The 26,420-nt window shown below is 72.0% G+C and carries 23 protein-coding genes; 15 read left to right on the top strand and 8 right to left on the bottom strand.

The genetic code is table 11. The features are described 5' to 3' along the window. The first annotated feature begins 69 nt into the window (after window positions 1–69). Both ACFWPT_RS33415 and ACFWPT_RS33420 read left to right on the top strand, forming a co-directional pair. Window positions 70–1,482, top strand: a complete 1,413-nt coding sequence (locus ACFWPT_RS33415; RefSeq protein WP_380486374.1) for a M14 family zinc carboxypeptidase — start codon at window positions 70–72, stop codon at window positions 1,480–1,482. A 185-nt stretch (window positions 1,483–1,667) separates the two neighbouring features. Then, a complete protein-coding gene (locus tag ACFWPT_RS33420; RefSeq protein WP_380377937.1) occupies window positions 1,668–2,402 on the top strand; it encodes a dienelactone hydrolase family protein in 735 nt (244 codons plus the stop codon). Here the strand turns inward: ACFWPT_RS33420 and ACFWPT_RS33425 are convergent. Then, on the bottom strand, window positions 2,383–2,835 hold the full coding sequence (locus tag ACFWPT_RS33425) for an FAD-dependent monooxygenase (protein ID WP_380486376.1): 453 nt from the start codon (window positions 2,833–2,835) through the stop codon (window positions 2,383–2,385). The two genes, ACFWPT_RS33420 and ACFWPT_RS33425, sit on opposite strands and share 20 nt — an antisense overlap. A 338-nt stretch (window positions 2,836–3,173) precedes the next feature. On the opposite strand from ACFWPT_RS33425, the gene ACFWPT_RS33430 reads away from it, so the two are divergent. Then, window positions 3,174–3,701 carry a hypothetical protein gene (locus ACFWPT_RS33430; protein WP_380377941.1) on the top strand — a complete coding sequence of 176 codons (528 nt, stop codon included), beginning with the start codon at window positions 3,174–3,176 and terminating at the stop codon, window positions 3,699–3,701. A gap of 26 nt (window positions 3,702–3,727) precedes the next feature. Here ACFWPT_RS33430 and ACFWPT_RS33435 read toward each other — a convergent pair whose 3' ends face one another. Together ACFWPT_RS33435 and ACFWPT_RS33440 are read right to left on the bottom strand one after the other, a co-directional pair. Then, window positions 3,728–4,456, bottom strand: coding sequence for a hypothetical protein (locus tag ACFWPT_RS33435; RefSeq protein WP_380486378.1), 729 nt, complete (start codon window positions 4,454–4,456; stop codon window positions 3,728–3,730). 215 nt (window positions 4,457–4,671) lie between these two features. Beyond that, a complete protein-coding gene (locus ACFWPT_RS33440; RefSeq protein WP_380377945.1) occupies window positions 4,672–5,187 on the bottom strand; it encodes an AAA family ATPase in 516 nt (171 codons plus the stop codon). A gap of 312 nt (window positions 5,188–5,499) precedes the next feature. Here ACFWPT_RS33440 and ACFWPT_RS33445 point away from each other — a divergent pair, with 312 nt between their 5' ends. After that, window positions 5,500–6,729 (top strand): hypothetical protein, encoded by a 1,230-nt coding sequence (locus tag ACFWPT_RS33445; protein WP_380486380.1) that lies wholly within the window; start codon window positions 5,500–5,502, stop codon window positions 6,727–6,729. A gap of 7 nt (window positions 6,730–6,736) precedes the next feature. Next, window positions 6,737–7,117: a hypothetical protein gene (locus ACFWPT_RS33450; protein WP_380486382.1), complete on the top strand. Its 381-nt coding sequence runs from the start codon at window positions 6,737–6,739 to the stop codon at window positions 7,115–7,117. A 74-nt stretch (window positions 7,118–7,191) separates the two neighbouring features. On the opposite strand, the gene ACFWPT_RS33455 is transcribed toward ACFWPT_RS33450, so the two are convergent. Together ACFWPT_RS33455 and ACFWPT_RS33460 are read right to left on the bottom strand one after the other, a co-directional pair. After that, window positions 7,192–7,533 (bottom strand): hypothetical protein, encoded by a 342-nt coding sequence (locus ACFWPT_RS33455; RefSeq protein WP_380486384.1) that lies wholly within the window; start codon window positions 7,531–7,533, stop codon window positions 7,192–7,194. Between the two features lie 408 nt (window positions 7,534–7,941). After that, window positions 7,942–8,361 (bottom strand): peptidase inhibitor family I36 protein, encoded by a 420-nt coding sequence (locus tag ACFWPT_RS33460; RefSeq protein WP_380486385.1) that lies wholly within the window; start codon window positions 8,359–8,361, stop codon window positions 7,942–7,944. An 854-nt stretch (window positions 8,362–9,215) separates the two neighbouring features. Here ACFWPT_RS33460 and ACFWPT_RS33465 point away from each other — a divergent pair. Then, entirely contained in the window at window positions 9,216–10,436 is a 1,221-nt protein-coding gene (locus ACFWPT_RS33465) for a hypothetical protein (protein ID WP_380486386.1), read from the top strand. Between the two features lie 372 nt (window positions 10,437–10,808). On the opposite strand, the gene ACFWPT_RS33470 is transcribed toward ACFWPT_RS33465, so the two are convergent. Both ACFWPT_RS33470 and ACFWPT_RS33475 read right to left on the bottom strand, forming a co-directional pair. Next, window positions 10,809–12,128, bottom strand: a complete 1,320-nt coding sequence (locus ACFWPT_RS33470; RefSeq protein ID WP_380486388.1) for an ALF repeat-containing protein — start codon at window positions 12,126–12,128, stop codon at window positions 10,809–10,811. A gap of 184 nt (window positions 12,129–12,312) precedes the next feature. After that, window positions 12,313–12,465 (bottom strand): hypothetical protein, encoded by a 153-nt coding sequence (locus ACFWPT_RS33475; protein ID WP_380486390.1) that lies wholly within the window; start codon window positions 12,463–12,465, stop codon window positions 12,313–12,315. 189 nt (window positions 12,466–12,654) lie between these two features. On the opposite strand from ACFWPT_RS33475, the gene tgmA reads away from it, so the two are divergent. The 3 genes from tgmA to tgmC are packed head-to-tail and all read left to right on the top strand — an operon-like array spanning window position 12,655 to window position 15,049. Then, window positions 12,655–12,942 (top strand): putative ATP-grasp-modified RiPP, encoded by a 288-nt coding sequence (tgmA, locus tag ACFWPT_RS33480; RefSeq protein WP_363373772.1) that lies wholly within the window; start codon window positions 12,655–12,657, stop codon window positions 12,940–12,942. Continuing rightward, window positions 12,942–13,913 carry an ATP-grasp ribosomal peptide maturase gene (tgmB, locus tag ACFWPT_RS33485; RefSeq protein ID WP_380486392.1) on the top strand — a complete coding sequence of 324 codons (972 nt, stop codon included), beginning with the start codon at window positions 12,942–12,944 and terminating at the stop codon, window positions 13,911–13,913. The genes tgmA and tgmB overlap by 1 nt, the downstream gene beginning before the upstream one ends. Then, window positions 13,910–15,049 carry an ATP-grasp peptide maturase system methyltransferase gene (gene tgmC / locus ACFWPT_RS33490; protein WP_380486395.1) on the top strand — a complete coding sequence of 380 codons (1,140 nt, stop codon included), beginning with the start codon at window positions 13,910–13,912 and terminating at the stop codon, window positions 15,047–15,049. The genes tgmB and tgmC overlap by 4 nt, the downstream gene beginning before the upstream one ends. 371 nt (window positions 15,050–15,420) lie before the next feature. Here the strand turns inward: tgmC and ACFWPT_RS33495 are convergent, their stop codons facing one another. Continuing rightward, window positions 15,421–17,091 (bottom strand): phospholipase, encoded by a 1,671-nt coding sequence (locus tag ACFWPT_RS33495; protein WP_380486397.1) that lies wholly within the window; start codon window positions 17,089–17,091, stop codon window positions 15,421–15,423. Between the two features lie 434 nt (window positions 17,092–17,525). On the opposite strand from ACFWPT_RS33495, the gene ACFWPT_RS33500 reads away from it, so the two are divergent. The 6 genes from ACFWPT_RS33500 (at window position 17,526) to ACFWPT_RS33525 (ending at window position 26,383) form a co-directional block, all read left to right on the top strand. Then, complete coding sequence (locus ACFWPT_RS33500) at window positions 17,526–18,857, top strand: hypothetical protein (protein ID WP_380486399.1); 1,332 nt, start codon at window positions 17,526–17,528, stop codon at window positions 18,855–18,857. 538 nt (window positions 18,858–19,395) lie between these two features. Next, window positions 19,396–20,316 (top strand): DUF6528 family protein, encoded by a 921-nt coding sequence (locus tag ACFWPT_RS33505; protein ID WP_380486401.1) that lies wholly within the window; start codon window positions 19,396–19,398, stop codon window positions 20,314–20,316. A gap of 108 nt (window positions 20,317–20,424) precedes the next feature. Then, a complete protein-coding gene (locus ACFWPT_RS33510) occupies window positions 20,425–21,924 on the top strand; it encodes an MFS transporter (protein WP_380486403.1) in 1,500 nt (499 codons plus the stop codon). 253 nt (window positions 21,925–22,177) lie between these two features. Beyond that, window positions 22,178–23,161 (top strand): ABC transporter permease, encoded by a 984-nt coding sequence (locus ACFWPT_RS33515; protein ID WP_380486405.1) that lies wholly within the window; start codon window positions 22,178–22,180, stop codon window positions 23,159–23,161. 1 nt (window position 23,162) lies between these two features. Then, window positions 23,163–24,197 carry an ABC transporter permease gene (locus ACFWPT_RS33520; protein ID WP_380486407.1) on the top strand — a complete coding sequence of 345 codons (1,035 nt, stop codon included), beginning with the start codon at window positions 23,163–23,165 and terminating at the stop codon, window positions 24,195–24,197. Beyond that, complete coding sequence (locus ACFWPT_RS33525; protein WP_380486409.1) at window positions 24,194–26,383, top strand: dipeptide ABC transporter ATP-binding protein; 2,190 nt, start codon at window positions 24,194–24,196, stop codon at window positions 26,381–26,383. The genes ACFWPT_RS33520 and ACFWPT_RS33525 overlap by 4 nt, the downstream gene beginning before the upstream one ends. Window positions 26,384–26,420 lie beyond the last annotated feature (37 nt).

A 26,420-nucleotide genomic window follows, 5' to 3' on the forward strand; every position in this document is an offset into this window, starting at 1 on the left:
GGCCTGCACCATGAGGTGCAGGCCGCCGCCGTTGGCGCGAGACTGGCGGGCAGACAAGGGAGGGCACCGATGTTGACCGATACGTCGACCAGCGCCGGCAGGGCGATCCTGCTTCACGACCGGCACCCCACGCTGGAAGAACTCGCCGACACAGCACACCTGTTGGCCGCCAGGCACCCGGAACTCTGCCGCGTGCGCACCGCCGGAACCTCCCGCGCCGGCCAGCCGCTGGTGCTCCTGACGATCGGCCGCGCCACCGCCACCGACAGCGTGCTGATCGTGACGGGTGCGCACGCCGACGAGTTCTCCGGCCGCGCCGGCATCGTGGAACTGGCCCACCGGGTCCTCGCGCAGCCGTCTCTGCACGAGGCGGTGACCTGGAACTTTCTGCTCTGCCTCGACCCCGACGGGGCACGCCTCGCAGAGGTCGGCGCCGGCACCCGAAGCCTGCCCGAGTACTTCGAGCACTACTTCCGCCCCGCCGCCGAGGAACAGCCCGAGTGGGCGCCGGCGATCGGCGGGAGACTGCCCGAGAGCCGGATCCTCCTCGACCTGATCGACGACCTCCGGCCGTCCCTCCAGTTCTCCCTCCACAGCGCCGACGTCGGCGGGACCTTCCTCCAGTCGACCTGCGATCTGGCCGGCCTCGCCGAGCCGTTCGCAAAATCCGCCGCCGGACTCGGGATCCCGGTCGAGACCGGCCCCTACGACGCCTTCTGGCTGCGCGAAGCGGGCCCGGGCGTCTTCATGATGGCGCCGCACCACATCGACCAGCAGGAAAGCAGCACCGGAATGCTGGCGCCACCTCACGCCGGCCAGCCTCACCCCGACCAACCTCACGCCGACCAACCCCAACCTCACCCCGACCAGCAGCAGGAGACAGGAGGCGTCCGCGCCACCACCTGGTTCGCCCCCCAGCGCTACGGCGGCGAGACGGTCATCGTCGAGACGCCGGTCTGGGCCAGCGCCCATCTCGGGGACGCCCGCCCGGCCGACGACCCCTACGCGCGCCTGACCGCCTGCGCCGGCCAGGTCCGGGAGCGCGGGCGCCTGGTCACCGACCTGATGGACGAAGTTCTGCCCCACCTGGACGACACCGCCCTGCTCCGGGCCGCGCGCACGCCGCTGACGGCATCGCGGCAACTGGCCCACGAATGGGACCCGCAGGCCGCCGGACAGCGCCTCCTCCACCCGACGCCCATGACGGAGGCGAGACTCGCCGGCATCGAACTGTGGGCCCACCGGATCCCGGTCCGCGCGGCCGCGCTGCTCCGCCGCGCCGCCGAGGCGGCCGAGGCACCCACCACACCGGCCACCGCCCGACTCGACCACCTCCTCCAGGACTGGTGCGCCCAGTACCAGCAGCGCTTCCAGCCGCGCTGGCTGCCCGTCGCCCGCCAGGCAGAGCACCAGGCGAACACCGTCCAGGCCGCCGTGGAGCTCAGCCGTCCGACGACGCCCGGCGTTCGGCGCGACCGGTAGAGCCCTCCGCAAAAACCCGTTTGGCGGACGAGGTGACCGCTGCTATGTTTTCGGAGGCCGTGCGAGAGAACGAGGAGGTGGTACCCGTGAACGCAGTATTCACATGGGTGCTCTCCTCCGGGGTCACGGTCGGGCGATAGGTCGTCCGGGAGCGCCGTATCTGAGCCCTCCCGAAAGGCACGACCATGCACTTCACTTCTGAACAGCGTTTCGACGACGGTGTCCTCGAGCGCGAGTTCACCCTCGGCGAGATCCCCGGCATCCTGTGGACGCCCGGATCCGCATCCGCACCGGCGCCGCTGATCCTGCTCGGCCACCCTCCCCTCGGACTGCGCAGGATGTACCCCCGACTGGTGGCCCGGGCCCGGCACGCCGCGGCGGATGGCTTCGCCACGGCCACCATCGAGCTCCCCGGAAGCGGCGACCGGCCTCGTTGGCCCGCCGTGGAGCAGGCCCGCGCTGACCTGCGCCGGGCGATGGAGGCCGGCGAGCCGGTCGGCGACGAGATCGTCGACGCCCTCGTCCTCCCGCTGGTCGACAAGGCGGTCCCGGAATGGCGGGCCGCCCTGGACGCCCTCCTCACGCTGCCCGACATCGGCGGCCCGGTCGCGTACTCGGGGGGAGTGATCTCCATCGGCGTCCGGCTGGCGGTGGTCGAGCCGCGCATCTCGGCCGCCGTTCTGTTCGCCGGAAGTTTCGTGCCCCGCTCCATGTTCGAGGAGGCCCGGCAGGTCACCATTCCGCTGCATGTCCTGCTGCAGTGGGACGACGAAGGGAACGACCGGCAGGCGGCCCTGGACCTGTTCGACGCCTTCGGCTCGAAGGAGAAGTCCCTGCACGCCAACATGGGCGGGCACACCGGCGTCCCGCAGTTCGCCGGGGACGCCGCGGCCCAGTTCTTCACCCGACACCTGAGGTGAGGCCGGGCCGTCGGACCGGCGGCAGACGGTAGCCGATGTCGGCCGGCCTGCCACTGGTCGACGGCAGGCCCCGGCCGCCAACAGATCTCTGCACCGTGGGCCCCTGCCGAACTCTCGGCAGGGGCCCGTGCTGCCTGAAGTCAGAACTGTTCGATTTCTGCAGAGCTTCGAGTGCTGCCCGAACTCGTGTACAGGTGCTGTCGGTTCTCGTGAACAAAGCCACCCAACGCCTGTCGCGTGGCGGCGCCGAGGGCTGTGAGGGGGTCCGGGGAGGCGTGGGCGGGGCCCGGGCGCGGTCGCGGGCGCGCAGGAGTGCCTGGTCCACGGTGATCCGGCCCACTGCGCGGCGCTCGGTTTCGTAGTCGTCCAGCAGCCGCGGGTCGGCGTGGCCGCGCAGGACCGAGACGAGTTTGGTGGTGAGGTTCCAGGTCATCGACCTCGTCCTCGACGGTGCGGCGCCCGCGCCGAGCTGAGGAGAAGAGCGGACCGGACTGCGGCCTCCGCCACGCCGGCACCGCCTCCACGTGCGCACTGGCGCGTCCGTCCGCCGCCACGCCGCTCACCGGCATCGGGTGCTGCCGGGCCCGGGTGGGGCATTGCACGCCAACTTCCTTGCTGTCATCCTCAGTTGGCCGTATCGGTCCCGACGGTCGGTCGGGCAGGCTCTGCGCGGCGGGCGCGGCTTCGTGGCGGGGGCGGCGAGCGCAGCAGCAACAACGGGGGGTAGCGGTCGTGGTGCGTGCGCGGGGAGGCGGCGTGTGGGGTGTGGCGGTGCGTGCGGTGGCGGGGATGCTGGCGGTCGCGCTCCTGACCGGGGCGGTGTGGCTGGCCTGGTGGCTGAGCGCGGAGCGGATGGGCGCGGCCATGGGGCTGGGCCCGCCGGACGGCGTGGTGCTGGTGGACCGCTGTTACGAGGTGTCCGACAGCGAGGGCAACAGCGACGGCACCAACTGCCAGGGGCGGTTCACGCCGGCCGGCGCCTCCGCGGGCGAGGCCCGCCCGATCGTGGTGAACGGCACGACCGGCAAGCACCGGGCCGGCACCCGGCTCCCGGTGCGGCTGGTGCGGGGCGTGGCCTACGAGCCGTCGTCGTCGCCCGCCGTGAAGTACGGCGCCGGCGCGGGCGCGGTCCTCGTACTGGGCGCCGTGCCGGCCGGCTGGCTGCTCGTCGGAGTCCGGCGTGGTGAGGCCCCGGAGGTCATGACCCTGGTGGTCGGCCTCTTCATCGGGCTTGCGGCCGTGGCGGTCCTGGGCATCGTCGTCGGCTTGCTCGCGGGCCTCGTCGAACTGGCGCTCTGAGCGGAGCCGGGCCGTCGACGTGCTGCTCACCTGGTGATGTCGCCGTCCGGTACGTCCCGGACGGTGACCTCCTTGCCCTGTCGGCCCAGGATCTTGGCCACCACGTCACCGATCCCCTTCGCGTCGCCCGTCGGCTCGGGGACCGATCCGTCGGTGTACCGCTCGATGGCCTTCTGAAGGTACGAGGGGTTCCAGGCCCCGACGGCCCCGCTGACGTCGACGGCCGCCACCCGTCGGCCACCGACGGCACGCCTGATGGCCGGCAGGACCTCGTCCGAGTAGTACTTCCCCGGGACCTGGAACAGGCTGACATGGCCGCCGACCTTGCCGCCGTCCCGCAGGTAGACGGTGACGACCAGGCAGCTGGTCACCGACGGGTAGGTGATCGTCCCGTGCGGACCCACCTCGCCGACCTCGCCCTCCGTGATCGAGAGGGCGGTCGCGGGCGCACCGGCCTGCTGGACCCCGGCTACCGGGCCGGACGCAGCGCCGAGCCCGGTGAGCTCCTCGGTCCCGGCAGCCTTGCCGAACGCGGCCCTGACGGCGTTGACCGCGTTGACGGAGCCGACGGAGCTGACGGCGTTGACGGAGTCGACCGCCTCGGTGGGGGCCGGGCCGTGCGCCGGCTTGCCGGCCCCCGGCCAACCGGCCGTCGCGCCATCGCCCCCGCCTGCCGCGCAGGCCGCCAACACCAGTACCGCGCCGACGGCCAGCCCGACCTTTCCCACGCACCGCTCGGACACCACGAACTTCATGACCCCACACCCCACGAATCCGGTCTGCACACACCCGCGCACGCACGCGGCGACACATGGTCCCGAGTACGAACGATCTCGTCAACCCAACACCCGACACCCAACACCCGACGGCCGGCTGCCGGGGGTCACCGGCGCCGGTCGTGTGGCCGCCGGCAGCGGTCGCCGTGGTCGACCCGTCCGGGGGAGGGGAGTCGGTTCCGATCGTCGCCGGGTCAGGCGTCGGGGGAGCCGGTGATCCACCGCAGGACGTCCTCGGCGACCTCCACCGGGGTACGGTCGGAGCTGGTGAAGGCCGTGGGGACGAGTTCGCGCAGTTCGTCGGCGTCCTGGAGGGCTTCCTCGACCTGCTCCGCGCTCCAGCCGCGGGCGGCCAAACGGACGCGGCGGTCGTGGTCCGCGCAGTCCAGCCGGGCCCAGACGACCTCCGGGGCGTCCGGCACATCGGCCGCGGCGGCCTCCCACTCGGCCGGGGTGAGGGGGCAGGACACCAGGACGGGCCCGCCTCCTCGCGCGAGCATGCCCGCGATCCGCACCCACAGGCGGTTGTAGTCGGGCCAGATGCCGGACGCGTCCGGGGAGGTGATGTCGATACCGAGCAACCGGCCGTCGTCGTCGGGCAGTTCGTCGAAGTCGACCACCGTGACGGGCCGTTCCCGCAGCCGGCCCAGAAGTGTCGACTTGCCCGCCCCCGGTGCCCCGGTGATCAACCGCACCACAGACCTGACCATGCCGATTCCAGCCCCGCTTCCGTCGATGACCGGCACCCCGGATCCTGAGTGTCCAGCCGACCATAGCGGGACACCTGTCCTTCGTCCCCCAGGATCCGGCCGCAAGTCGCCCTCCGGTGCCGCAACATCCGTGTTCTGTCGGCGAGTTCGCGTTGATCCGGCGACGAACCGGTCGGGGGTAAATCACCGATCGGGCTGCGCTTCCCGGCCGGGCTGGCGGAGACTGGTGCGCGGCACGGGGGCGGGGAAGCGGCGTGCCATCGGCTCGGCGGTGCCTCCGTGACGTCAACGAGAGACAGGAGCTGCACACCCATGAGCAAGCGCACCTCTCGCACAGTCGCGGCGGTCGTCGCCGCCGCCACGGCCGCGGCCCTGGCCGTGGGTTCGGCACCGGCGGCGGCCGCCGACCCCTACCCCGGGGGCATCTCGGTCGGGTCGCCGCCCATCGAGCCCGGCACCTACTCCAGTGAGCTCAAGGCCGCCAACGGCAACGGGGACAGCGTCTCCTTCGTCATCGTGGGGGACCTCACCCGTAACGAGAACATCAGGACGTACATGCTGCTCTGGAAGGCGGACTGGTCGACCGAACAACTCGCGCTGCTGCCGGGGGACGCCGGTGGCAGTCCGGTCGGGATCAACAACGCCCGTACCGTGGTGGGGACTTCCGGCGCGCAGGTCGGGGGCCGGCAGCACGCGGTGCGATGGACTTCCCCGTCCACACCGACCGAACTGCTTCCGCTGCCCGGCGACACGACGGCGTCCCCTGCCGCGATCGGCGACAACGGCACCGCGGTGGGGTCCTCCTGGGGCGCGGCGGGCGCGGAGGGCGCGGAGGGCGCGAAGCACGCCGTCGCGTGGCCGCCGAGCGGTGCACCCGTCGTCCTGCCGCCGCTGCCGGGTGACACCGAGAGCGAGGCCGTCGCCGTCAACAGCTCGGGTACGGCAGTCGGCTACTCGTACCCGGCCGGCGGTATCGCCTCCCGGCGGGCGGTGGCGTGGAGCCCCGATGGGACCGTCACCGCGCTCGACGTGCCGGCGGGCTACGTGACCAGCAGCGCGGCCCGCATCACCGACTCCGGCGTCGTGATCGGGGCCGGCCGGCCGGGCGGTGAGCCGGGCGCGGACCACGCCCTCGTCTGGAACGCCGCCGGCGCCGTCTCCGACCTGGGTGCGGGCAGCCAGGCGAAGGCCGTGAACAACGCGGGCACGGTGGTGGGCAGCCTGGGAGGACAGGCAGCGCGCTGGGCCGTCGACGGCACGCCTGTGCCGCTCGCGCCGACCACGCTCACGAGCGTCGCCACCGGTATCAACGACCAGGGCGTCATCGTCGGGTACACCAGCGACCCGTGGCCGGCCCGCGCCCAGCTCTACGCGCAGCGCTGGAATCCCGACGGGTCCGTCATCGCGCTTCCCGCGTGGTCGCAGGACTTCCCGTACTCCATGCCGTTCTTCGTCACCGACAGCGGAATCGTCCTGGGTGAGCTCCTCCTTCGAGGCCTCGCGGGCTACGGCAAGCCGTTGACCATCCGCTGGACCATGTAGCGCTCCGGTGACGTTCCCGGACTGGCGCCAGGGCGTCGCCACCATGGTGCTGCGCGAGTCGAAGGCCGACGGCCGGGTCAGCGGTCCCGGGCAGCGCGAACCACCTCACCCGCCCCGCAGACGGACGGCCGCACGAACGCCCCGCTTCCCCACCCCCGCTTCCCCACCCCCCCGGCGGCGTCAACCCGCCGCCGGGGCGGGCCCGCTGTGGTCCCGCCGCACCGTGCGCGTGCTGGCGGAGTTCCCCGCGGTCGGGGTCGAGGGTGTGCCCGGTGTCGGGCACGCCGGGGACAGGGGGCGGACCCTGTGCGGGATCCGTGGCCGTCCCGCCCGCCCGGTGCTGCCCCGTCCGCTGCTGCTGATGCGCGCCTGGGGGCCGGCACGGTGATCTGGCGCCGGTTCGGCCCCGAGGCTGACCACGCTCTCGCCGCCGACTGGACCGGCTGCTCGTGGCTGGTGAGCTTATGGGAAGTACTTCCAGGCACCGCACGACGAGAGGCTGCCGTTCCAGTTGCAGATCCGGGCCTGCTTGATGGGGTACTTGAAGGTTTTCGCCTTGGGTCCCATAGCGATCATGAAGATGCCGCTGTGTTCGCCGGTGGAGAGATAGAGGTCCAGGGCAGCCCCGATTCCGTCGTCGCTGTCGTCCGTGATCGTTCCGATCGCGCCTTCCACGTAGGCGTAGTCGCACAAGCCGCGGTCGCAGCTCGACCAGCCGGTCCCGGCGGCGCTGGCCGGGCCGGCGGTCAGGAGTGCTGTTGCTGCGAGGATGGGTACCACCGTTCCCGCCAGTCGCTTGATCATTCGATGCTCCTTCTCGTGTGATTTCTGTTCAGAGACCCAGTGGCGATGCCTGGCGAAATGTCCGCCTTGTTCGGCCGTCCCGATATTCCGGCGATTCCTCCTTTGAAGGTTCGTCGGAAGTTTTCAGGTCCAGTGGGACGACTGCGGCTGCTACGGGGTCTGTGGTGCGGGTTTCCTTTGCTTGACGGGCCGTTGATCCATCGATCGGAAGTCGGGAGACCTCCTTGGAGGCTCCTGGCCGAATGGCGGGTCCGTGCAGAAGAGCGCATCGTTGAACGAGCGATCTCTGGATGCAAGACTCGCGGACCCGCCATCGACCGAGCTGCCTACAAGGCCGCCATCAGCATCGACATGCTCACCACCAGTCCTTGACAGCCCTGGCGCCGCCCTGGCTGAACGGCGGTGCTGCTAGAAGAGGTTGACGAAGGTCGCCTTGTCGTTGATTCCCCACGGGACGTTCACCGGCGGGCCGTAGGGGGCGGAGCCCATCAGGTAGTTGTCGCCTTCGTAAAGGCTCAGGGTGCCGCCGCTCCTGTTCCAGAAGGAGCTCGTCCTGGAGTCCATGCCGTAGTTGGCAAGCCTCCAGCGTCCGGAGCTGGGAACCACCCAGATCTGGCCGCCGCCGTTGGTGTCCGAGAACAGGCATGCCTGGGTGTGGATGCAGTTGTCCCACACCGTCGCCAGGGATTCGCTGCTGACGGCGATCGGGTAGATCACGGCAGGAGCGTCGCTCCTTTCGCCGGCGGCCGCCTGGGCCGAGGCGGTGCCGGCCGCAGACGCGATCATCAGGATGGCACTGGCCGCGGCCAGCGCGAACTGCTTGCGCATTTTCTTCCTCTTTCTTGTCAATCTTGTGGTCTGCAGTGCTTTCCACACGTAGCGCTCCGGACGATTTGTGAGGATTCCTTGGCTCTTGCCGAAACGGTTTCACAAATACGATCGACTGCCGACGCCCATCTCTCCCGCCACACCGCGCTATTCCCGGTGCGGCCGGAGCGGCTCCCCAGTGGTCCGGCCGGTCGTGTTCGTACGCGGAGACGGCCGTGTCACGGGACCCTGCAAGTTGTCCGAAGAACCGGTGGAGACTCCACAGTGCAGCCTGTTTGATTGTCCATCTACAAGAACCCGGCCGAAGGCCAGGTGGGCGGCGGACAACCCGGTTTGGCCGCCGGACAGGACAAGGGGGCTTGGGGTGGCTGGTGTTGGACGTCCGCAGGGGCGGCTCAAGGGGGAGACCGAGCAGGCGGATGCCCTGGCCGGGTTCGTGCGGGAGGTGGCGTCGGGGGTCACCGTCCGCGAGCTCGCCCGGCGTGACACTCACCCCGCGTCCCCTGCTTTGTCCGCAGACAATCGGATCGTCCGCCGCTCACCTGGCGTTTGGCCGGTTTCTCGTTGATGGACAACCAGAGCGGCTCGCATGGTGGGACCTCCACCGGGTCCGAGCGCTTGGACGGCTCTCGGCGGCCTTCGGCGAAGCGGACCCCCATGCGTCCCGGGAAGATTGCGGCACTCGGCTCGGCAGTCCGCGCACGGAACCGCCGACCCCTTCCGTTCGGCCGCAGCCGCAGCCGCAGCCGTAGCCGTCTCCCACCACGTCGGCGCCTCGCGGCCCGGCGGGCGGCGGGCTGCTCCGGACGGGACCCAGGCAGTAACCTCAGCCGGTGCGGCGCGTTGGGGGAGGCGTGCCACAGCCTGCATCCACCCCCAGCTCCAGCAACGCCACCGCCGTTCCGGCCGGCAAACCCCAGGCGCTGCCCTTCCTCCTGACACCCCAGCAAGGCGCGGCGGCGCGCACGCTGCTGAGCTACGTGGCCGCCCTGCCACTGCCGGATCCCGGCCAGCAGCTCCTGGCCGTCGTGGTGGCGATCCGGGCCGCACGCGGCGGCACCGGCAATCTCACCGGTACTGACCTGTCCGCCCTGCGGCTGGGTGATCCCCGCGAAGCGGTCGACGCACTCCGCGGCCTGGGCTGGCTGATGGACGACACGATTTTCAGCAGTGACCCGGTCGCACCTGCGACGCCGGTCACCGTGCCGGATCTGGCCCGCGAGGCCGACCACCCCCTGCCGTTCGGAAAAGCCGTGCGCTCGCGCGTATCCGGGTGGACCACACGGGCCTTGTCGGCCAAGCCGGTCCGCAAACTCCCGCCGGCCGCCCGGCTGGCGGCCCTGTTCGCCGCCGCACACAGCACCTCCACGCTCCTCGGACAAATCCCGCCCGACCTTCCCGAAGCCTGCCGGGCCGCTCTGCCGGACCTTCTGGCCAAGGGCTTCCTCGCCGAACTCGCCGACGGGCGCTACCGCCTGGATCCCCAGGTGGGCCACCTCGCGGGCATGCGTCCGCCCACCGCCCAGGAGAAGGCTGCAGACCCCGAAGCCGGCACCCGCACCGGCACGACCGTGACTCCGGGATTCGACTTCGACGCCGCCGCGTGGACGCAGTGGAAGGACGCGGCCACACCCGCCCTGCGGCGGCACGCGGAGAGCGTCGAGTACTGCGCCCTGTGCGCGCTGGGCCCGGAACGGGTCGCGATGGCCTTCACACTGCCCCCGCCCCGACCGTCACAGCAGCCTTCCCTGGACGGCAGGAGCCAGACCGCGTACAAGCGGTGGAAGGACGCGCACCCGGACCGCGGGCCGCAGGCCGCGCAGTTCACGGTGGCCTTCCGTGCCGAGCACGGACACGGTCCGTCGTTCAGGCAGCTGTGCAAGGGGCTGGGCTCGCGCCCCGACCTGCGCGAGGTGAACCTCTTCATCGTGCACCGTCTCGTGGCGAACGGATGGCTCACCAGCACCGACCAGGTGCCATGGACCCTCCGCCCGGGCCCGACCGCCCAAGACCAGGGCATCACCCTTCCCCAACGCCGCAGCCCCGAGACGACCGTCCCCGCAGCCCGCCCCTGACCGGAGTCGGCAATGCAGGCAGGCCGACCGGCGTACTCACACCGGCCGGACGATGGCCAGCCGGCAGGGACCGTCGCGTTCACGAGCGCCCCGAGACGCGCACTGGGCGCCCAACCCGCATCCCGCGCACCGCGTCCGACCGCTCCTACGACATGCATCGAGCCACCCGCACCCGAGCCTGCCCAAGCCGCCGACTCCCCAGCAGCCAAAGGCTTCACGGCGCCCCGTACCGCCGCTGCTCCGCCTCACGGGCACGCCGCGCCTCAACGCCGTCGGCCCGGCTGGGGGCGTGGGTGTGGGCGTGGCCGTGGGTGTGGGGGAAACGCTCCGCCGGCCGGTGTGAGGTGCAGGCCGGCCGGCGGAGGAGGGTGATCAGGCCTGCGAGCGGCGGCGCGAGGCGACGACCGCGCCGGCGCCCAGCACGACGGCCGCGCCGGCGGCGGCGCCGAGCTGCCCGAGCGGGGCGGTCGTGCCGGTGGCGGCCAGCGAGCCACCGGCGGTGCTCCGGCCGTCCGTGGTGGTGGCGGTCGTCGTGCCGGTGGTCGTCGTCCCGGTGGTGGCCGAGGCGGGCGCGACAGCGGCGTCGGGGGTCACGGCGGTGACCGCCTGGGTGGTGCCGGAGCCGCCCCGCGAGGTCTCCGTAGCGGTCTCGGCAGTGGTCTTCGCGGCGGCCTGGTCCTTGGCCCGGGCGGTGAACTGGCCCTCCTTCAGGAAGGCCCGGACGTCCGCGATGCCGCCGTCGAGCGCGGCGAGGCCGGCCTTGCGGACCTCAGGCCCCCCGGCCGCGATGAGCTGCGAGACGTGGATCCGGTCGTCGCTCGCCCGCAGCGGCTCCAACTGCTCCTTCAGAAAGTGCTCGACGTCCGCCGCGCTGCCGGCGAGCGCCTTCTCGGCCGCCTCCCGGACGTGGCGGCCGGTGCCCGCGTCGGCGAGGACGTCCTGCACCTTGGCGCGGTTCTCGTCCTCCGCCCGGGCGACGTACTGGCCGGTCTTCAGGAAGGCGCGGACGTCCTCGATGGTGCCGGACATCGCGGCGTTGGCGGCCTTCTTCACCGCCGGGCCGCCGCGGGACATGATCTGGCTGAGCAGGACCCGGTCGTCGTGCTCGGCGGCCGTCTTCAGCCCCGTGTTGAGGAAGCGCTCGACATCCGCGGCGGTTCCCGCCAGTGCCTGCTGGGCGCCCTCGCGTACACCCGGTCCGCTGTTCGGGTCGTCGAGGAGCTGCTGCACCTTGGCGCGGTTCTCGTCCTCGGCCCGGGCCGTGTACTGGCCGACGTTCAGGTAGGCGCGGAACACGTCGAGGTCGTTCGAGCCGAACGCGGTGTTGGCGGCCTTCTTGACGGCCGGGCCGGCGGCGTTCATGGTCCACAGGATCGCGATCCGCGCGTCGTCCCGGCGGATCCTGTCCGCCTCCACCGCGAGGAAGCGCGCCCGGTCCGCGGGGGTGCCGGCGAGGGCCTGGCCCGCGTGCTCGCGCAGGTAGTCGCTCGGAGCCGTGAGCAGGTAGTCGTTCGGGTAGACGAGCATCCTCTCGATCGCTGCCCGGTTCTCCTCGTCCGCCTTGGTCTCGGCCGGGTCGGTCTGCCCCTGCCCCGCCGGGACGGTGTCGGCGAACGCCGGGGCGGCGCCCAGGGCGACGGGTGCGGCGGCTGCGGCAAGGAGGACGGCAGCGAGCGAATGACGGATCTTCAACGGTCCCTCGGGATCTGAAACACGGATGGGCCCGCCGCGGCTTCACGACGGTCGGCCGAGTGATCGTATAGCAACGACACCCCCCGCTGGCGAACACATTTCCGTCACGTCCCACACCCCGGCTCCATCGCGCACCGCCTGGTCACACCAGCCGGGAGAGCTACCCGGCGCCCCCGTCCCCGGCTCAGCCCTCGTACGCGCGGGCGGCAGCGTCGAGGCGGGCGGTCAGCGCCCGGGCGACGGTGCCCAGGGCGTGATGCAGCCACAGGTGCTCGGTACTGGTCACCGCCGCCCGGGTGCCCAGCAGGTCGGCTCGGGACGCGATGCGTCGTCGCACCGGTTCTCGCCGGGAGCCCTCGACCGGCGCCCGCCCGCTGAGCGCAACACGGCCAGGCCCACGCGAGTTGGCCGGAACCCCTGGCGAACGGCATGCGCGCTACGGTAAGCATTCTCTCAACTACGTACTGTGGGAACCTGCTTGTGCTGACGGCCGTACGGCCGCGGCCCGTGAAGGAGGTACACCGGGATGACCCGATCGCCCGAACCGCCGTGGGGCACCACCCGTATGAGGCCCTACCCCGACACCGAGCCCGTTCCCGGCCTGATCGCCGTGATCGATCCGGAGACCCAGGTCGCCGTCTACTTCGACGGTGAAGGCCGGCAGGTCACGATGGGTGCGCACGGCACCAGCACCGACACCAGCAGCCCGACCAGCACCGGTCAGGGCGGCGGCGACGGGAACAGTGGGGGCCAGGCCGCGCCCACCGACATGGACAGCATCACCAGCAACGATCAGGACCAGGGCACCGGCTGATGACCGGAGATCGGCCACGGACCGTGCTGGTCCTGACCAACCCCTACGACGCCACGGCGGACGTGGTGCTCCGCATCCTGGCCGAGCGGGGCGTGCCGGTCGTCCGCACGGATCCCGGTGCCGATCTCCAGCAGGGCACCGCGCTGACCACCCGCTACGAAAAGGACGGACAGCGCGGCACCCTGACCACCGCCACCCGGGTCCTCGACCTCGGCCGCGTCCGATCCGTCTGGTACCGCCGCCCCTCTACGTACGAGGCCCCGGCCGGGATGGAGGGGCAGGACGCGGCGTTCTGCCGGGCTCAAGCCCACTGGGGGGTCGGCGGCATTCTGGCCGCGCTTCCCGGCGCCCACTACGTGAACCACCCCTGGCGGGTCCGCGAGGCCGAACACAAGCCCGTCCAGCTCCATGCCGCGCTCACCAGCGGCTTCACCGTCCCGGCCACGGTCATCACGACGGACCCGGACCAGGCCCGCGCGTTCTGCCGGGCCCAGGTCGGCGGCGCCGTCTACAAGCCGCTGTGGAACAGCCCGTACCGGGGAGAGGACGGCCGCGCCGCGCAGGCGTGGGTGTCCGAGGTGAGGCCGCAGGAGATCACCGAGGCGGTCGCGGCCTGCCCCCACCTGTTCCAGGCCAAGGTGGACAAGGCGTACGACGTGCGCCTCACCGCCGTCGGGACACGGCTGTTCGCGGTCCGGATCGACAGCCCCGACCTCGACTGGCGCCGCCGGCAGAACTTCCTGACCTACACCCAGGTCGCGGTGCCCGACGATGTCGCCGCTGCCGTGGCCCGCTACCTCGGCGCCTTCGGCCTGGTCTTCGGCGCCTTCGACTTCGCCGTCGACACCGCCGGGTGCTGGAACTTCTTCGAGTGCAACCCGAACGGTCAGTGGGCGTGGTTCCCGCCGCCGATGACCGACCTGATCGCCGAGGCCCTGGCCGACCGACTCCAGAGAGGCACCAACCCGTGAGCACCCCCGCCGAACTGCGCGCCGCCCTCGTCGACCGGCTCACCGCCGACGGCGCCCTCACCGATCCGGCCTGGCGCGCGGCCGCGGCCGCCGTGCCGCGCGAGACCTTCGTCCCCGAGTACTTCCTGCCCGTGCCCGCCAGCGCGCCCACGGCCTACGCTCCAGTCCTGTGCGACAACCCCGGCCGCCTGGAGGGGGTCTACCGCGACCAGACGCTGGTCACCCAGCTCGACGGCCATCTGAGCCCCTCCGACGTCCAGGGGCCGGTGGCCGGTGCCCCCTCGTCCTCCTCCACCCTCCCCTCCCTCGTGCTGGGGATGTGGCAGCAGCTCGACGTCGAGGCCGGCCACCGTGTGCTGGAGATCGGCACCGGCACCGGCTACTCCACCGCCCTCGGCGCCCACCGCCTCGGGGAACAGAACGTCGTGAGCGTCGAAGTCGACCCGGAAATCGGGGCGCGGGCGGCGGAGGCGGTCAAAGCCGCGGGCTACTCTCCCACCCTCGTCATCGGCGACGGCCTCGCCGGGTACGCCGACGGCGGACCGTACGACCGGCTGATCGCGACCTGCTCGGTCCGCCACCTCCCCCTCCCGTGGCTCCACCAGGTCAGGCCCGGCGGAAGGATCCTCGCCACCTTCACCGGGTGGAGCTTCGCCTTCGGCCTCGCACTCCTCACCGTCACCGGGCCCGGCTGCGCGAGCGGCCGCTTCCTGCCCGGCTACGTCAACTTCATGGTCGCCCGGCCGCACGACCGGCCCCCGCGCCAGCCCGTCACCCTGCTCTCCGGCGACGCACGGCCCAGCGAGATCGACCCGGCGATCCTGGGTGACTGGACCGGCAAGTGGGTCGCCCAACTCGCCGCCCCCTCCGCCGAGATCATCGGCGCCGGAGACCAGCAGATCCTCGTGGACTTCGCCACCGGCTCCCACGCCCGCACCACGCCGAACCCCGACGGCGGCTGGACCGTCACCCAGCGCGGGCCCCTGCGCCTGTGGGACCAGGCCGAGGCTGCCATCCGGGCCTGGCAGCAACACGGCGCCCCCCACCAGGAGGGCTTCGGCATCACGGTCGACGGCGACGGCCAGCGCGTGTGGATCGGCACCGAAGAAGGCCCCACCTGGAACCTGCCCATCTGACCGGCGGCCGGGGCCGAGCCCCGCCGAGGCTTCGGCTGCTCACGGCACCTCGGCGCGCGAGTCCGGGTACCGTCCCAGGACGACAGGAGGAGCAGCAGCCACCCACCGCAGGACCTCGTGGACACGGCTGCCGAGGACGCGGTCGCCACCGCCCACCCCCGGCGGCCGGCCGATCGCCTAGCTGGAGCAGCGAGGCCCCGAGGCGATGGGGGAAGGCGCCTGCCTGCAAGAACGGCCGCCCGGTGCCGAGAACGGACACCGGGCACCCCGCTACGACGTCGGCAGGACCGTCCAGCGCTCCGAGGCCCGCGAGACCATCGGCGGGCCCGGAAGATCCTGGCGGATGGAGAACGAGCGGATGGAGGACGCGCTCAGTTCGGGCAGATGCCGCGGGTGTAGTCGACCGTGGCGTCGGCCTGCGAGTAGCGCCACTCGGGTGCCAGCAGGTTCGCGTCGAGCTGGGCGGCCGCGTCCGGGTTCTCCACCAGGTAGCCGAAGTCCTGCAGCCAGGCGGGGTAGAGGTTCTTCGATCCGACGAAGAACGCCGAGCCGTCGACCGCGACGACCTTGTGGTGCAGTGCGAACGGGTGGCCGTCGGCCCAGGTCGCGGTCGGCGCCGCGCGGAAGGAGGCGAGCTGGAGGTTCCGGCACATGGTGGCCTTCGCGCCGGACGCGTCGCCGGTCCGGGCCGCCAGCCGGGCCTGGAGCGCGTCGCTGATCTCCGCGAGGGATTTGATCTGCGAGTAGCCGCCGCTGCCGACCGTGCCGCGGTTGGCCGGGTCGCTCACCACGATGCGCACCTTCACGTTGGCGGCGAGCTTGGTGGCGAGCAGGTCGTAGAGGCGCAGGTCGTAGCGCGGCAGCGGCGGGCAGGTGCCGTTCAGGTCCTGCTGGGAGATCTCGATGTGGCTGGTGGCGCCGGCCACCAGGGCCCGGAGCGCGCTTTCTTCGGGGTTGACCGTCTCGTAGTCGCGGTCGCCGTTGGTGTTGTCGTGCAGGGCGACCAGGCCGCACTTGGCGTCGGCGGCGGCCGGCAGGTCCGGCTGGTAGGTGGAGGCCGGGTCCACGTTCCGGATGCCGACGCCCAGGCCGCCGATCGCGATCACCGGCAGGTTGCCGGTGGCCGGCACCGGGCCGGGGTTGGCGTCCTTCTCCAGGTTCGGCAGGCAGGGCGCGCCGTTGCTGGAGGCGAACCAGGCACTCGACAGCACTCCGGTGTTCTTGCAGGTCCAGCCCCACAGGGTGTCGAGGTAGGAGCCGGCCGAGGCGGCGGCGGGGCCGGTCAACGCGAGGTCGACGTCGGACACCGGGTGGGTGGTGTCGATGTAGTCGTCCTTCCAGTTGTTGATGCCGCCGGTGATCACGCTGCGGCCGTCCACCACCAGCAGCTTGGAGTGGTTCCAGGACAGGGCGGTCTTCGAGGTGGTCATCGAGGCGACGTTGAGCGTGACGCCGGCGGCGGCCGGGCCGAGCCGGGCCAGCAGGTCGTCTCGGTAACTGGTCGGCAGCGCGGTGATGTTGTAGAGCGGGGCGGCTCCCACCAGGACCCGTACGGTCAGCTTGTTGCCCGCCGCCACCGAGGCCTTGAGGCCCGCGACGATCGCGTCCTGGAACGCGCCGTTGGGGAACGGCGCGAGGGTGGAGATGTCGACGGTGCGGGTCGCGCCGGCGATGTTCGCCGTCATCTTGGCCAGCAGCTTCTCGCTGCCGGTCCGGTCGGTGCAGTTCGGGTCGCCCCAGCAGTTCGGGGTCTGCAGCAGCCAGCCGGCCGGGTCACCGGCGGGGGCGTCCAGGCTGTTGCCGCCGGTGCGCTGCCAGACCGTTCCCTCCAGGCCGGGTGAGACCTGACGCAGCGTCTGCTCGACGGCGTCCAGGTGCGGGGTGTCGGTGGCCGCGGGCGCCGCCGGGGCGGGTATCTGCGTGTCGGCGGAGGCGGAGGCGGGGGCGGCGGGCAGTGCTGCCAGCGCCGTGCCGAGGGTGAGAGCGGCGGTGAGCGTGGTGCGGGCGGCGCGGCCGAGGCGGCGGGACGGGTGACGGAGCACGGGTAATCCTTCAAGAAGTGGCAATGTTCACCTGAAAGGCCCCTTAAAAATACCTGATAGTAACTTGAGGATGCGTCAGGGGCCTGTCGGGATCCGCCCGCTGGGACTGACGGCCCGGCTGTGACCGGGCTCGGCTGATGGGCCGGGCGTGACGGACCTGCGGGCGCGTGGGCACCAGGCGCCTCCTCCTGCGCCGAGGACGTTCGTCGTCGGCAGGTGTCCGGAGACGGGGAGAAATTTCTTTCCGATCGCCTGCAACCCCTGGCCGGGCTCCACGTCTATGACAGTGAGAAGCGGGGCCGTGGTCGCCCCCCGGCCGCACACAAACCTGCTGCGGCCCGCTCGCCATCAGTCATTCAGTCATTCAGTCATTCAGCCATCAGTCATCAGCGCGCTGCTGCGGCCTGCCCGCAGAACGGTTTCAGGGGAGAACTGTGTCCACCATCGTTCATGTTCGTCGTACCCGTCGTGCCATCGTCGTCGCCGCTGCCCTCGGCGTAGCCGCAGTCTGCGGATCGGTCGTGGCCGCCGCCCCGGTGGCCTTCGCGGGGGAGCCGTCGCACACCTCGCTCTCCGTCCAGGCCCCGGCCTCGGTCGGATTCGCCGGTGGGCCGGTCGAGTTCACCGAGGACATCACCAACTCGGGCCAGGAGAGCACCGGTTACAACCTGGAGCTGCAGACCGTCACCGACGTCGGAACGCCGCCGGACGCGATCGTCATCGACTACAGGAACCCGGCCGACGGTACGTGGAAGTCGGTGCCGCTGGGGATGACCTACACCTCCGGAAGTGTCGTGTACGACGGGACGGTGCCCGGGCTCACCGTCCCGGCCGGGCGGACCCTCAGGGTCGACCTGCGGATCGGCGCGCCGATGGGCCTGCCCCACAACGGCGCCACCAACGGCGGCTTCCGGTCCATCGCCCTGCATTCCGCCGTCGTCGTCGACCCCCACGAGGCGGCGCAGGCCGAGGTGACCAGCACGATCAAGGTCACCTCGATCACGAGCTCGCTCGACCACGTGCCCGCCACCGCCGTCGCGGGCGGCGCGCCGGTCGAGTTCGACGCCACCCTCGACAACCCCACGCCGTCCGACTACACCAACCTCGGCAACGTCCTGTTCGTGGACCGGTCCGCGACCGTGCAGGTGCGTACGGCGGACGGGGCCTGGCGGACGCTGGACAAGGTGGCCGGAATCGCGCCCGACGACCCCTACGGCGTGTACCTCCAGGGCCGTGACTCCGGCCTCCGATCGGGTGGCAAGGTCGTCGCCCGGGTGCGGGTGTCGTACGACGCGAAGACTCCGGCGGGCACCACCACGCTCGGCCCGTGCGTGTTCGTCAACGAGGGCCTGCCGTTCTGGGGAACCACGAAGTGCGCTGCCCGTTCGACGATTCAGGTCCTGCCCGCCGCCACGAAGACGTCCGGGCCGAGCCCGTCCCCCTCCTCGGCCCCGTCCCCCTCCTCGGCTTCCTCGGCCTCCTCGGCCCCGTCGGCCCCGGTGTCCTCGGCCCCGGCCGGCGCCGCCGTGCCGGTCTCCGCGCCCTCCCCGAGCGCCCCGGCTCCGGCGGACCCGTCCACCACCTCCACCGCGCCGTCCGCCCCGCAGGCCCGCGTCACCGACGCCGCGCAGCCGGCCGCGCCGTCATCCGTCCAGCTCGCCTCCACCGGGACCGATCACACCGCGGGCCTCGCCTTCGGCGGCCTTGCCCTGACGGCCGCCGGAGCCGGCGCCCTCTGGCTGCGCCGGGTGCTGCGCCGGGCCTGAGCGCGCACGGGGAAGCCGAACGCGAAGGAGCCCGCCACCCTCCCCAGGTGGCGGGCTCCAGCCGTGGGCGGCACGTCGGGCGCGCGGTGTCAGCGCGGGCGCGCGGATGCGGGTGCTGACCACGGGTACGGGAGTTCGCCGAGTGGGGGGTGTGCGGCTGCTTCGCCCGGCCCGCAGGGGCGAGCCCTCCCACAGCCCCGTGCGGACGAGTTCACCCGGACGCTGCGACGAGGATGGCGCCGGGCCGGGGCGCCGGGGCGCAGAGTAGATAGTCCGATAATAGTGGCGCGAAAGGGACGTGGCCGTGTGCGCAAGAGCCGGAGCGGGCCTCAGGCTGGGATCCGTCCTGGGCGGCCTGATGCTGACGGCGTGTTCGACCCCCGCCCCGCATGCCGTGGACGGCAGCGGCGGAGAGCCTCGCGGCAGTGCGGTGGTCATCGCGGCTGATCAGGCGCCCGGGCAGGCAGCCGTGCCGGGTGATGCGTCGGGTGATGCGGCCGATCCGGGGTCCGGGCCGGCCGGCGTTCGGGGCAGTGCGTTGATCGTCGCGGTCGATCAGGCGTCCCGGCAGGTTCTCGTCCTGGACGGCGAGACGGCGCGGGAGACCGGACCCGAGGCCGGACCCGAGGCCGACCGGTTGCCGGTGGTGTGGTCGTGGACCGCTGACGGCGACGATCGGCTGGCCGACCTGGAGCCGGCCCGCAGCTGGGCCAGGCCCACCGAGGCCAGGGACGTGGTGCTCGACGGTGAAGGATCCCTCCTGGTCACCGCCTCGGGCGGCTTGGCAGCCCTGGTCGACACGGCGACCGGCACGCCGATCTGGGCCACGGACCTCGGCACTTCCGTCAACCCCCACAGCGCGGAGCTCCTACCGGACGGCAACGTCGCCGTGGTCGCCAGCACCGCCGGATGGGTGCGGCTGTACGCGGCCTCGGAGGGGCCTCGCAGCACCACCTATACCGAGCAGGAACTCGACGGGGCCCACGCCGTGCAGTGGGACGAGGGCGCGGAGCTGCTCTGGGTGCTCGGGGACGACACCCTGCTGGCCCTTCGGGTCGGTGGCACGCCCGACATCCCGTCCCTCACCCCCGAACGCAGCATCCCCCTTCCGGAAGTCGGGGGACACGACCTCGCACCTGTGCGCTCCGCGCCGGGGACGTTCTGGCTCAGCACCGGCGACCGCCTGTGGCGCTACGACTCACACCTCGACCGCTTCGAAGCCGTCGGCCTGGGCGCGGAGGACTCAGCCCGCGGGATCAAGAGCGTGGGCAGTGAGCCCGCTACCGGTCGCCTGCTCACCATCACGCCCGATCACGCGGGTCCCTGCTCCTGGTGCACCTCCGCCGTCACCTTCCACCACCCCGACGGGACGCTCGCCCTGACCGGAACCGAGCTGTACAAGGCCCGCTGGTGGACCACACCGCTGCCAGGCCTGGGCCCGACGAACCGACCCCGGTAGCGCGGTCCTCCGGCAGCCGCCATCCACGCCGAGCTGCACCACCGCGACGCCGGTCCCGGCAAACCGACCGGCCTCGACGGCCGCCCCGCCATGATGGTGCCGTTGAAGGTGAGGCGGTCGAGGACGGCCGCGCACTTCTGCGACCACCACGTACTGGAGATGCTGATGCCTGCCCCCGGGCCGACGACCAACGCCCCGCCGGTGAACGGGATACCGCCCGGGCGTCCGTTCTCGTGGCGATTCGTCACCCCGTTGTTCGTCGGTTCGGCGCTCAACCCGATCAACAGCTCGCTGATCGCCACGGCCCTCGTACCGATCGCCCACGGACTCGGCGTGTCGATCGGGCGGACCGCCGCCCTGGTCACGGCCCTGTACCTGGCCAGCGCGATCGCCCAGCCCACCGCAGGCAAGGCCGCCGAGGTGTTCGGCCCACGACGGGTGTTCCTGGCCGGAATCGGACTCGTCATCGTCGGAGGACTCATGGGCGGCGCCGCCCACAGCCTTCCGACCCTCCTGATCAGTCGAGTACTGCTCGGGTTGGGCACCTCGTGCGCCTATCCGACGGCCATGCTGCTGATCCGTCGCCGTGCCGAGGACGCCGGTCTGGACAAGCCGCCGGGCGGAGTGCTGGGCGGCCTGCAGATCGCCGGCATCGCGACCGCCTCCCTCGGGCTGCCCCTGGGCGGTGTCCTGGTGGCCGTGCTGGGCTGGCGTTCCGTGTTCTTCATCAACGTTCCGGTCGCACTCGTCGCGCTGGTCACGACATTGGCCTGGGTCCCACCCGACAGCCGACCCGACAGCCCACCTGACAGCCCACCGGACCGCAGCCGACACGCCCGTGACGTCGCGGCCGGCCTGGATGTCATCGGCATCGCCGGGTTCGCCGCCGCGATGATCGCGCTGCTGCTGTTCCTGTTCGCCCTGCCCGACACCCGCTGGTACTTGCTGGCGATCTCCGCCGTGCTGTGGATCGCCCTGGTGCTGTGGGAGCTGCGGGCCAGGACCCCGTTCCTCGACCTGCGCCTGCTCGCCGGCAACCGGGCCCTGACCAGTACTTATCTTCGCTACGGCCTGGTCCTGTTCTGCGCGTACGTCGTGCTCTACGGTGTCACCCAGTGGGCCCAGAGCGTCCGGGGCCTGTCCGAGACCGAAGCCGGACTGCTCCTGTTGCCCATGACGCTCGTGTCCGGTCTGGTGATCTCGCTCGTCTCCCGGCGCAACCGGGTGCGCGGACCGGTCGTAGCAGCGGCCCTGGCCTGCCTCATCGGCTCCGCCGGCGTACTGCTGCTCAGCGCCTCGGGCTGGATCGGATGGGTCGTGGTGGTCACTCTCGTCTTCGGCGTCGCCATGGGCACGTCCGGCGCGGGCAACCAGATCGCCCTCTACGACCACGCCCCCGCCGAACAACTCGGCACCGCCTCCGGCCTGCTGCGCACCTTCGGCTACCTCGGCTCGATCGCCGCTTCCGCAACCACCGGCATCGTCTTCCGCATCCGCGTCTCCGACCCCGGCATGCACCTCATCGCCTGGATCATGGTCGGCGTCGGCGTCGTCCTGGTCCTGACGACCCTCGCCGACCGCACCCTGCGTACCCGGCCCGCCCCCTGACACGCCTCCGCGAGGGCACCCCCCCGCGAATGTGAACGGGGGAGCGGGTTCAACGCCTCTTTGCTGCGGGGGTGTTTCGTTCCCATGTCCATATGCCCAGATCACTGGCGTCGCGCACCAGTCGTGCACAGACTCACATCTGCACGATCGTGCACTCGACTCTCACCCCAGGAAGTTCTACGGGCATGCGTACCCCCCCCAGACCCGGCGTTCCCCAGGCGCACCCGCCGCACCTGGTGGGGAGGTGCCGTCCGTGCTCCGGTACGTGACACGCAGGGCGGCGGGCTGGTTCCTGGTGATCGCCATGGCCACCAACGCCACGTACTTCCTCGCCAGTTGGTTCCTCGACCCGCGCTCGAACTTCAAGGAACTGCGCCCGGTCCGCACCGAGGAGCAGATATCCCGGGCCCTGGCCCCCTACAACCTCGACCCGCACGAGCCGCTGCTCCACCGCTGGTGGGACTGGCTGACCAGCGTGGTCCTGCACTTCGACTGGGGCCGCTCCCCGGTCGGGGTCCAGGTGAACGGGGAGATCGGCTACCGCTCCCTCGTCAGCGCCGAACTGGTGATCGGCGCGACGGTCCTGTCGGTCGTCGTCGGTGTCGCCCTCGCGGTCCACACCGCCTCGCACCAGTACGGCTGGAGGGACCGGGCCGCCCAGGCCCTCTCCATGGCGCTGTTCAACGTCCCGGTGTCCATCGCCGCCCTCGCCCTGGTGCTGCTGGCCATCCAGTTGAACGAGCACGCCGGTTGGCATTTCCTGTACGTCGCGGGGGAGAACTCGCCCGGCGTGGAAGGATTTTGGGCGACGGCCGGTGACCGGCTGCTGCACCTGATCCTGCCGACGCTGACGCTCACCCTGACGGGGTACGTGGGCTACCACCTCACCCAGCGCTCCCTGCTGCTGGACGTCATCGGCTCCGACTTCGTGCGCACCGCCCGGGCCACCGGGCTCACCCGGGCCCAGGCGATCCGCCGGCACGCCCTGCGCACCGCCCTGATCCCCACCGCACAGTCCGTGGCCTTCAGCATCCCGGCCGTCTTCACCGGCGCGGTCCTCACCGAGACGATCTTCGGCTGGAACGGCATGGGCCAGTACTTCATCCAGACCATCAGCAAGAACGACGTGCACGGCACCGTGGCGACCGCCGCCTTCGCCGCCGCCCTGACCGCGATCGGCGCGATCCTCGCGGACCTCGCCACCGTTCTCCTCGACCCGAGAGTGCGGGTGAGCTGAGATGGGCACCCCTGTGAGTCCCGACGCGACCTCCGAAGACGTACTCGCCACCGCACCCGCGCGAGCCACCGATCCGCCGCCCACCGGGCACGACGGGCCCACCGGGCACGCTGAGCATGACGTGCGCGACGTGCGCGACGTGCGCGACGTGCAAGACGGGCACGACGGGCACTACCTGGGCCGGCGCCGTCTCTACCTGCGGCGCTTCCTGCGCAACCGGATCGCCGTCGCCGGCGTGGTGATCTTCCTGCTGCTCGTGCTGTTCAGCGCGCTCGGCGACCTGTTCACCCCGTACGGCTACGCGGACGCCGACTTCTCGGCACTGACCCAGGCCCCCGGCGCCGAGCACTGGTTCGGCACCAACCAGGGCGGCAACGACGTCTACGCCGCCGCCGTGCACGGCCTCCAGCGCTCGCTGGTGATCGCGGTGAGCGTGTCCGTGCTGACCGTCGCCATCGCCGCGGTCGTGGGCGCGGGCGCGGCCTACTTCGGGGGCCGGGTGGAGAAGGCCACCCTCGCCGTCGTCCACTTCCTGCTGATCGTGCCCTCCTTCCTCATCCTCGCCCTGGTCTCGCACCGGCTGGCGGGCGACTGGCGGGTCCTCATCCTCGTGCTGACGGTGTTCGGCTGGATGTCCACCGCGCGCGTGGTCTGGTCGGTGTCGACGTCCCTGCGCGAGCGCGACTACGTGCGCGCCGCGGAGTTCATGGGCGTGCGCCCCCTGCGCATCGTGGTGCGCCACATCATCCCGAACCTGGGCTCCCTGCTCATCGTCAACCTCACCCTGGGCGTGGTCTCCACCGTGCTCAGCGAGACCGCGCTGTCCTTCCTGGGCTTCGGCGTGCAGACCCCGGACGTGTCGCTGGGCACGATGCTCGCCGACGGTGCGGGCACCATCACCAGCGCCCCCTGGCTCTTCGCCTTCCCCGCCGGGCTGACCGTCCTGCTCACCGTCTCGATGACCTTCGTCGGCGACGGCCTGCGCGACGCCCTCGACCCCACGTCCACCACCGCCGCGGCAGGAGGCCGACGATGACCCTCGCACCCGACCGCCGCACCGGGCCCGTGGCCGGCTCCCCGGCCGGGCCCACCGAGCCCGCACCCGTCCTGTCCGTACGCGACCTGAGCGTCTCCTTCCCCTCCGAGGCCGGACCGGTGGAGGCCGTGCGCGGCATCGGCTTCGATCTGCTGCCCGGGCGCACCCTGGGCATCGTCGGCGAGTCCGGCTCGGGAAAGTCCGCCACCGCCCTCGCCGTCATGGGCCTGCTGCCGCCCACCGCGCGCCTCGGCGGCCGGATCCTGCTGGGCGGCCGCGACCTGGCGGCGATGGACGACAAGGGCCTCTCCCGGGTGCGCGGCCAGGACATCGGCATGGTCTTCCAGGACCCGATGTCCGCGCTCACGCCCATCTTCAGCGTCGGCCGGCTGCTCTCCCAGGCCCTGCGCGTGCACCGGGAACTGTCGAAGAAGGACGCGTGGGAGCAGGCGGTGGAACTGCTCGACCTGGTCGGCATCCCCGACCCGCGCGAACGCGCCAAGTCGTTCCCGCACGAGTTCTCCGGCGGCATGCGCCAACGTGTCGTCATCGCCCTGGCCATCGCCAACAAGCCCTCGGTCCTCGTCGCCGACGAGCCCACCACGGCGCTCGACGTCACCGTTCAGGCGCAGATCCTCGACGTGCTGCGCCTGGCCCAGCGCGAGACCGGCGCCGGCCTCGTCCTGATCACCCACGACCTGGGCGTGGTGGCGGGCCACGCCGACGACGTCGCCGTCATGTACGCCGGACGGATCGTCGAGCACGCGAGCGTCGACGAGCTCTTCCGCCGTCCCACGATGCCCTACACCGCCCGGCTGCTGGCCAGCGTCCCCACCGTGGACAGCGGCGTCGAACGGCCCCTGATCCCGGTCGGCGGCGAGCCGCCCTCCCTGGTCGGCCTGCCCGGCGGCTGCCCCTTCGCGCCCCGCTGCGCGGTGGCCCTGGACGTGTGCCGGACCACCGAACCGGCCCTGACCATACCGGCCCTGACCGCACCGGCCCTGACCGCACCGGCCCTGACCGCACCGGCCCTGACCGTACCGGGCGGGCAGCACGGACACGTCGGACACATCGGACCCGTCGGACACGTCGCCTGCCACCGTGCGGGGGAGATCGCCGACGGAACCCTCGACCCGGCCGGGCGCGCCGCTGCCGTGCCGCCGGCCCGCGCCGGAGAGCGGACCGCGGGCGAGGTGGTCCTGCGCGTGGAGGACCTGGTCAAGACCTTCCCCGTCACCAAGGGGGCCCTCCTCAAGCGCCGGGTGGGAACCCTGCACGCGGTCAACCACGTCAGCTTCGAACTGCGCGCGGGCGAGACCCTGGGCCTGGTGGGGGAGTCCGGCAGCGGCAAGACCACCACGCTGCGCGAGGTGCTGCGGCTGCGCGCCCCCGAGGGCGGCCGCATCGAAGTGGTCGGCACCGACGTCGCCACGCTGCGGTCGGCGGCCCAGGTGCGCGAGCTGCGGCGCGACGTCCAGATCGTCCTCCAGGACCCGACGGACGCCCTGGACCCCCGCCTGACCGTCTTCGACCTGCTGGCCGAACCGCTCCAGGCCGCCGGTGCCGACCGGACGGCCATCCGGTCCCGGGTCACCCGTCTCCTGGACCTGGTGGGCCTGGACCGCGCCCTGGGCGACCGCTTCCCCGCCGCCCTGTCCGGCGGCCAGCGCCAGCGCGTCGGCATCGCCCGGGCCCTGGCCCGCGAGCCGAAGATCCTGGCCCTGGACGAGCCGCTGTCCGCGCTGGACGTCTCCGTGCAGGCCGAGATCATCAACCTGCTCGCCCGGCTGAAGCGCGAACTGGGCCTGGCGTACCTGCTGGTGGCCCACGACCTGGCCGTGGTGCGCTACGTCTCCGACCGCATCGCGGTGATGTACCTCGGACACATCGTCGAGTCCGGTGCCACCGAGGAGATCTTCGCCCGGCCCCGGCACCCGTACACCCAGGCCCTGCTGTCGGCGATCCCGGTGCCCGACCCGGAGCGCGAGCGCCACCGCGAGCGCATCGTCCTCGCGGGCGAGCAGCCCAGTGCCACCCGGCTGCCGGAGGGCTGTGTGTTCGTCGACCGCTGCCCGCTGTACCGGGAGGCCGACGAGAGCGTACGGACCCGCTGCCGCACCGAGCGGCCGGCGACCGTCGGCGCCCCGGACGGCTCCGACCACCAGTACGCCTGCCACGCGGTCTGACACCCGCCCTGCCCCGCCCCGCCCCCTTCTCACCGAT

Source organism: Kitasatospora sp. NPDC058478 (assembly GCF_042720345.1).
In the GTDB taxonomy this organism is placed as follows: Bacteria; Actinomycetota; Actinomycetes; order Streptomycetales; family Streptomycetaceae; genus Kitasatospora.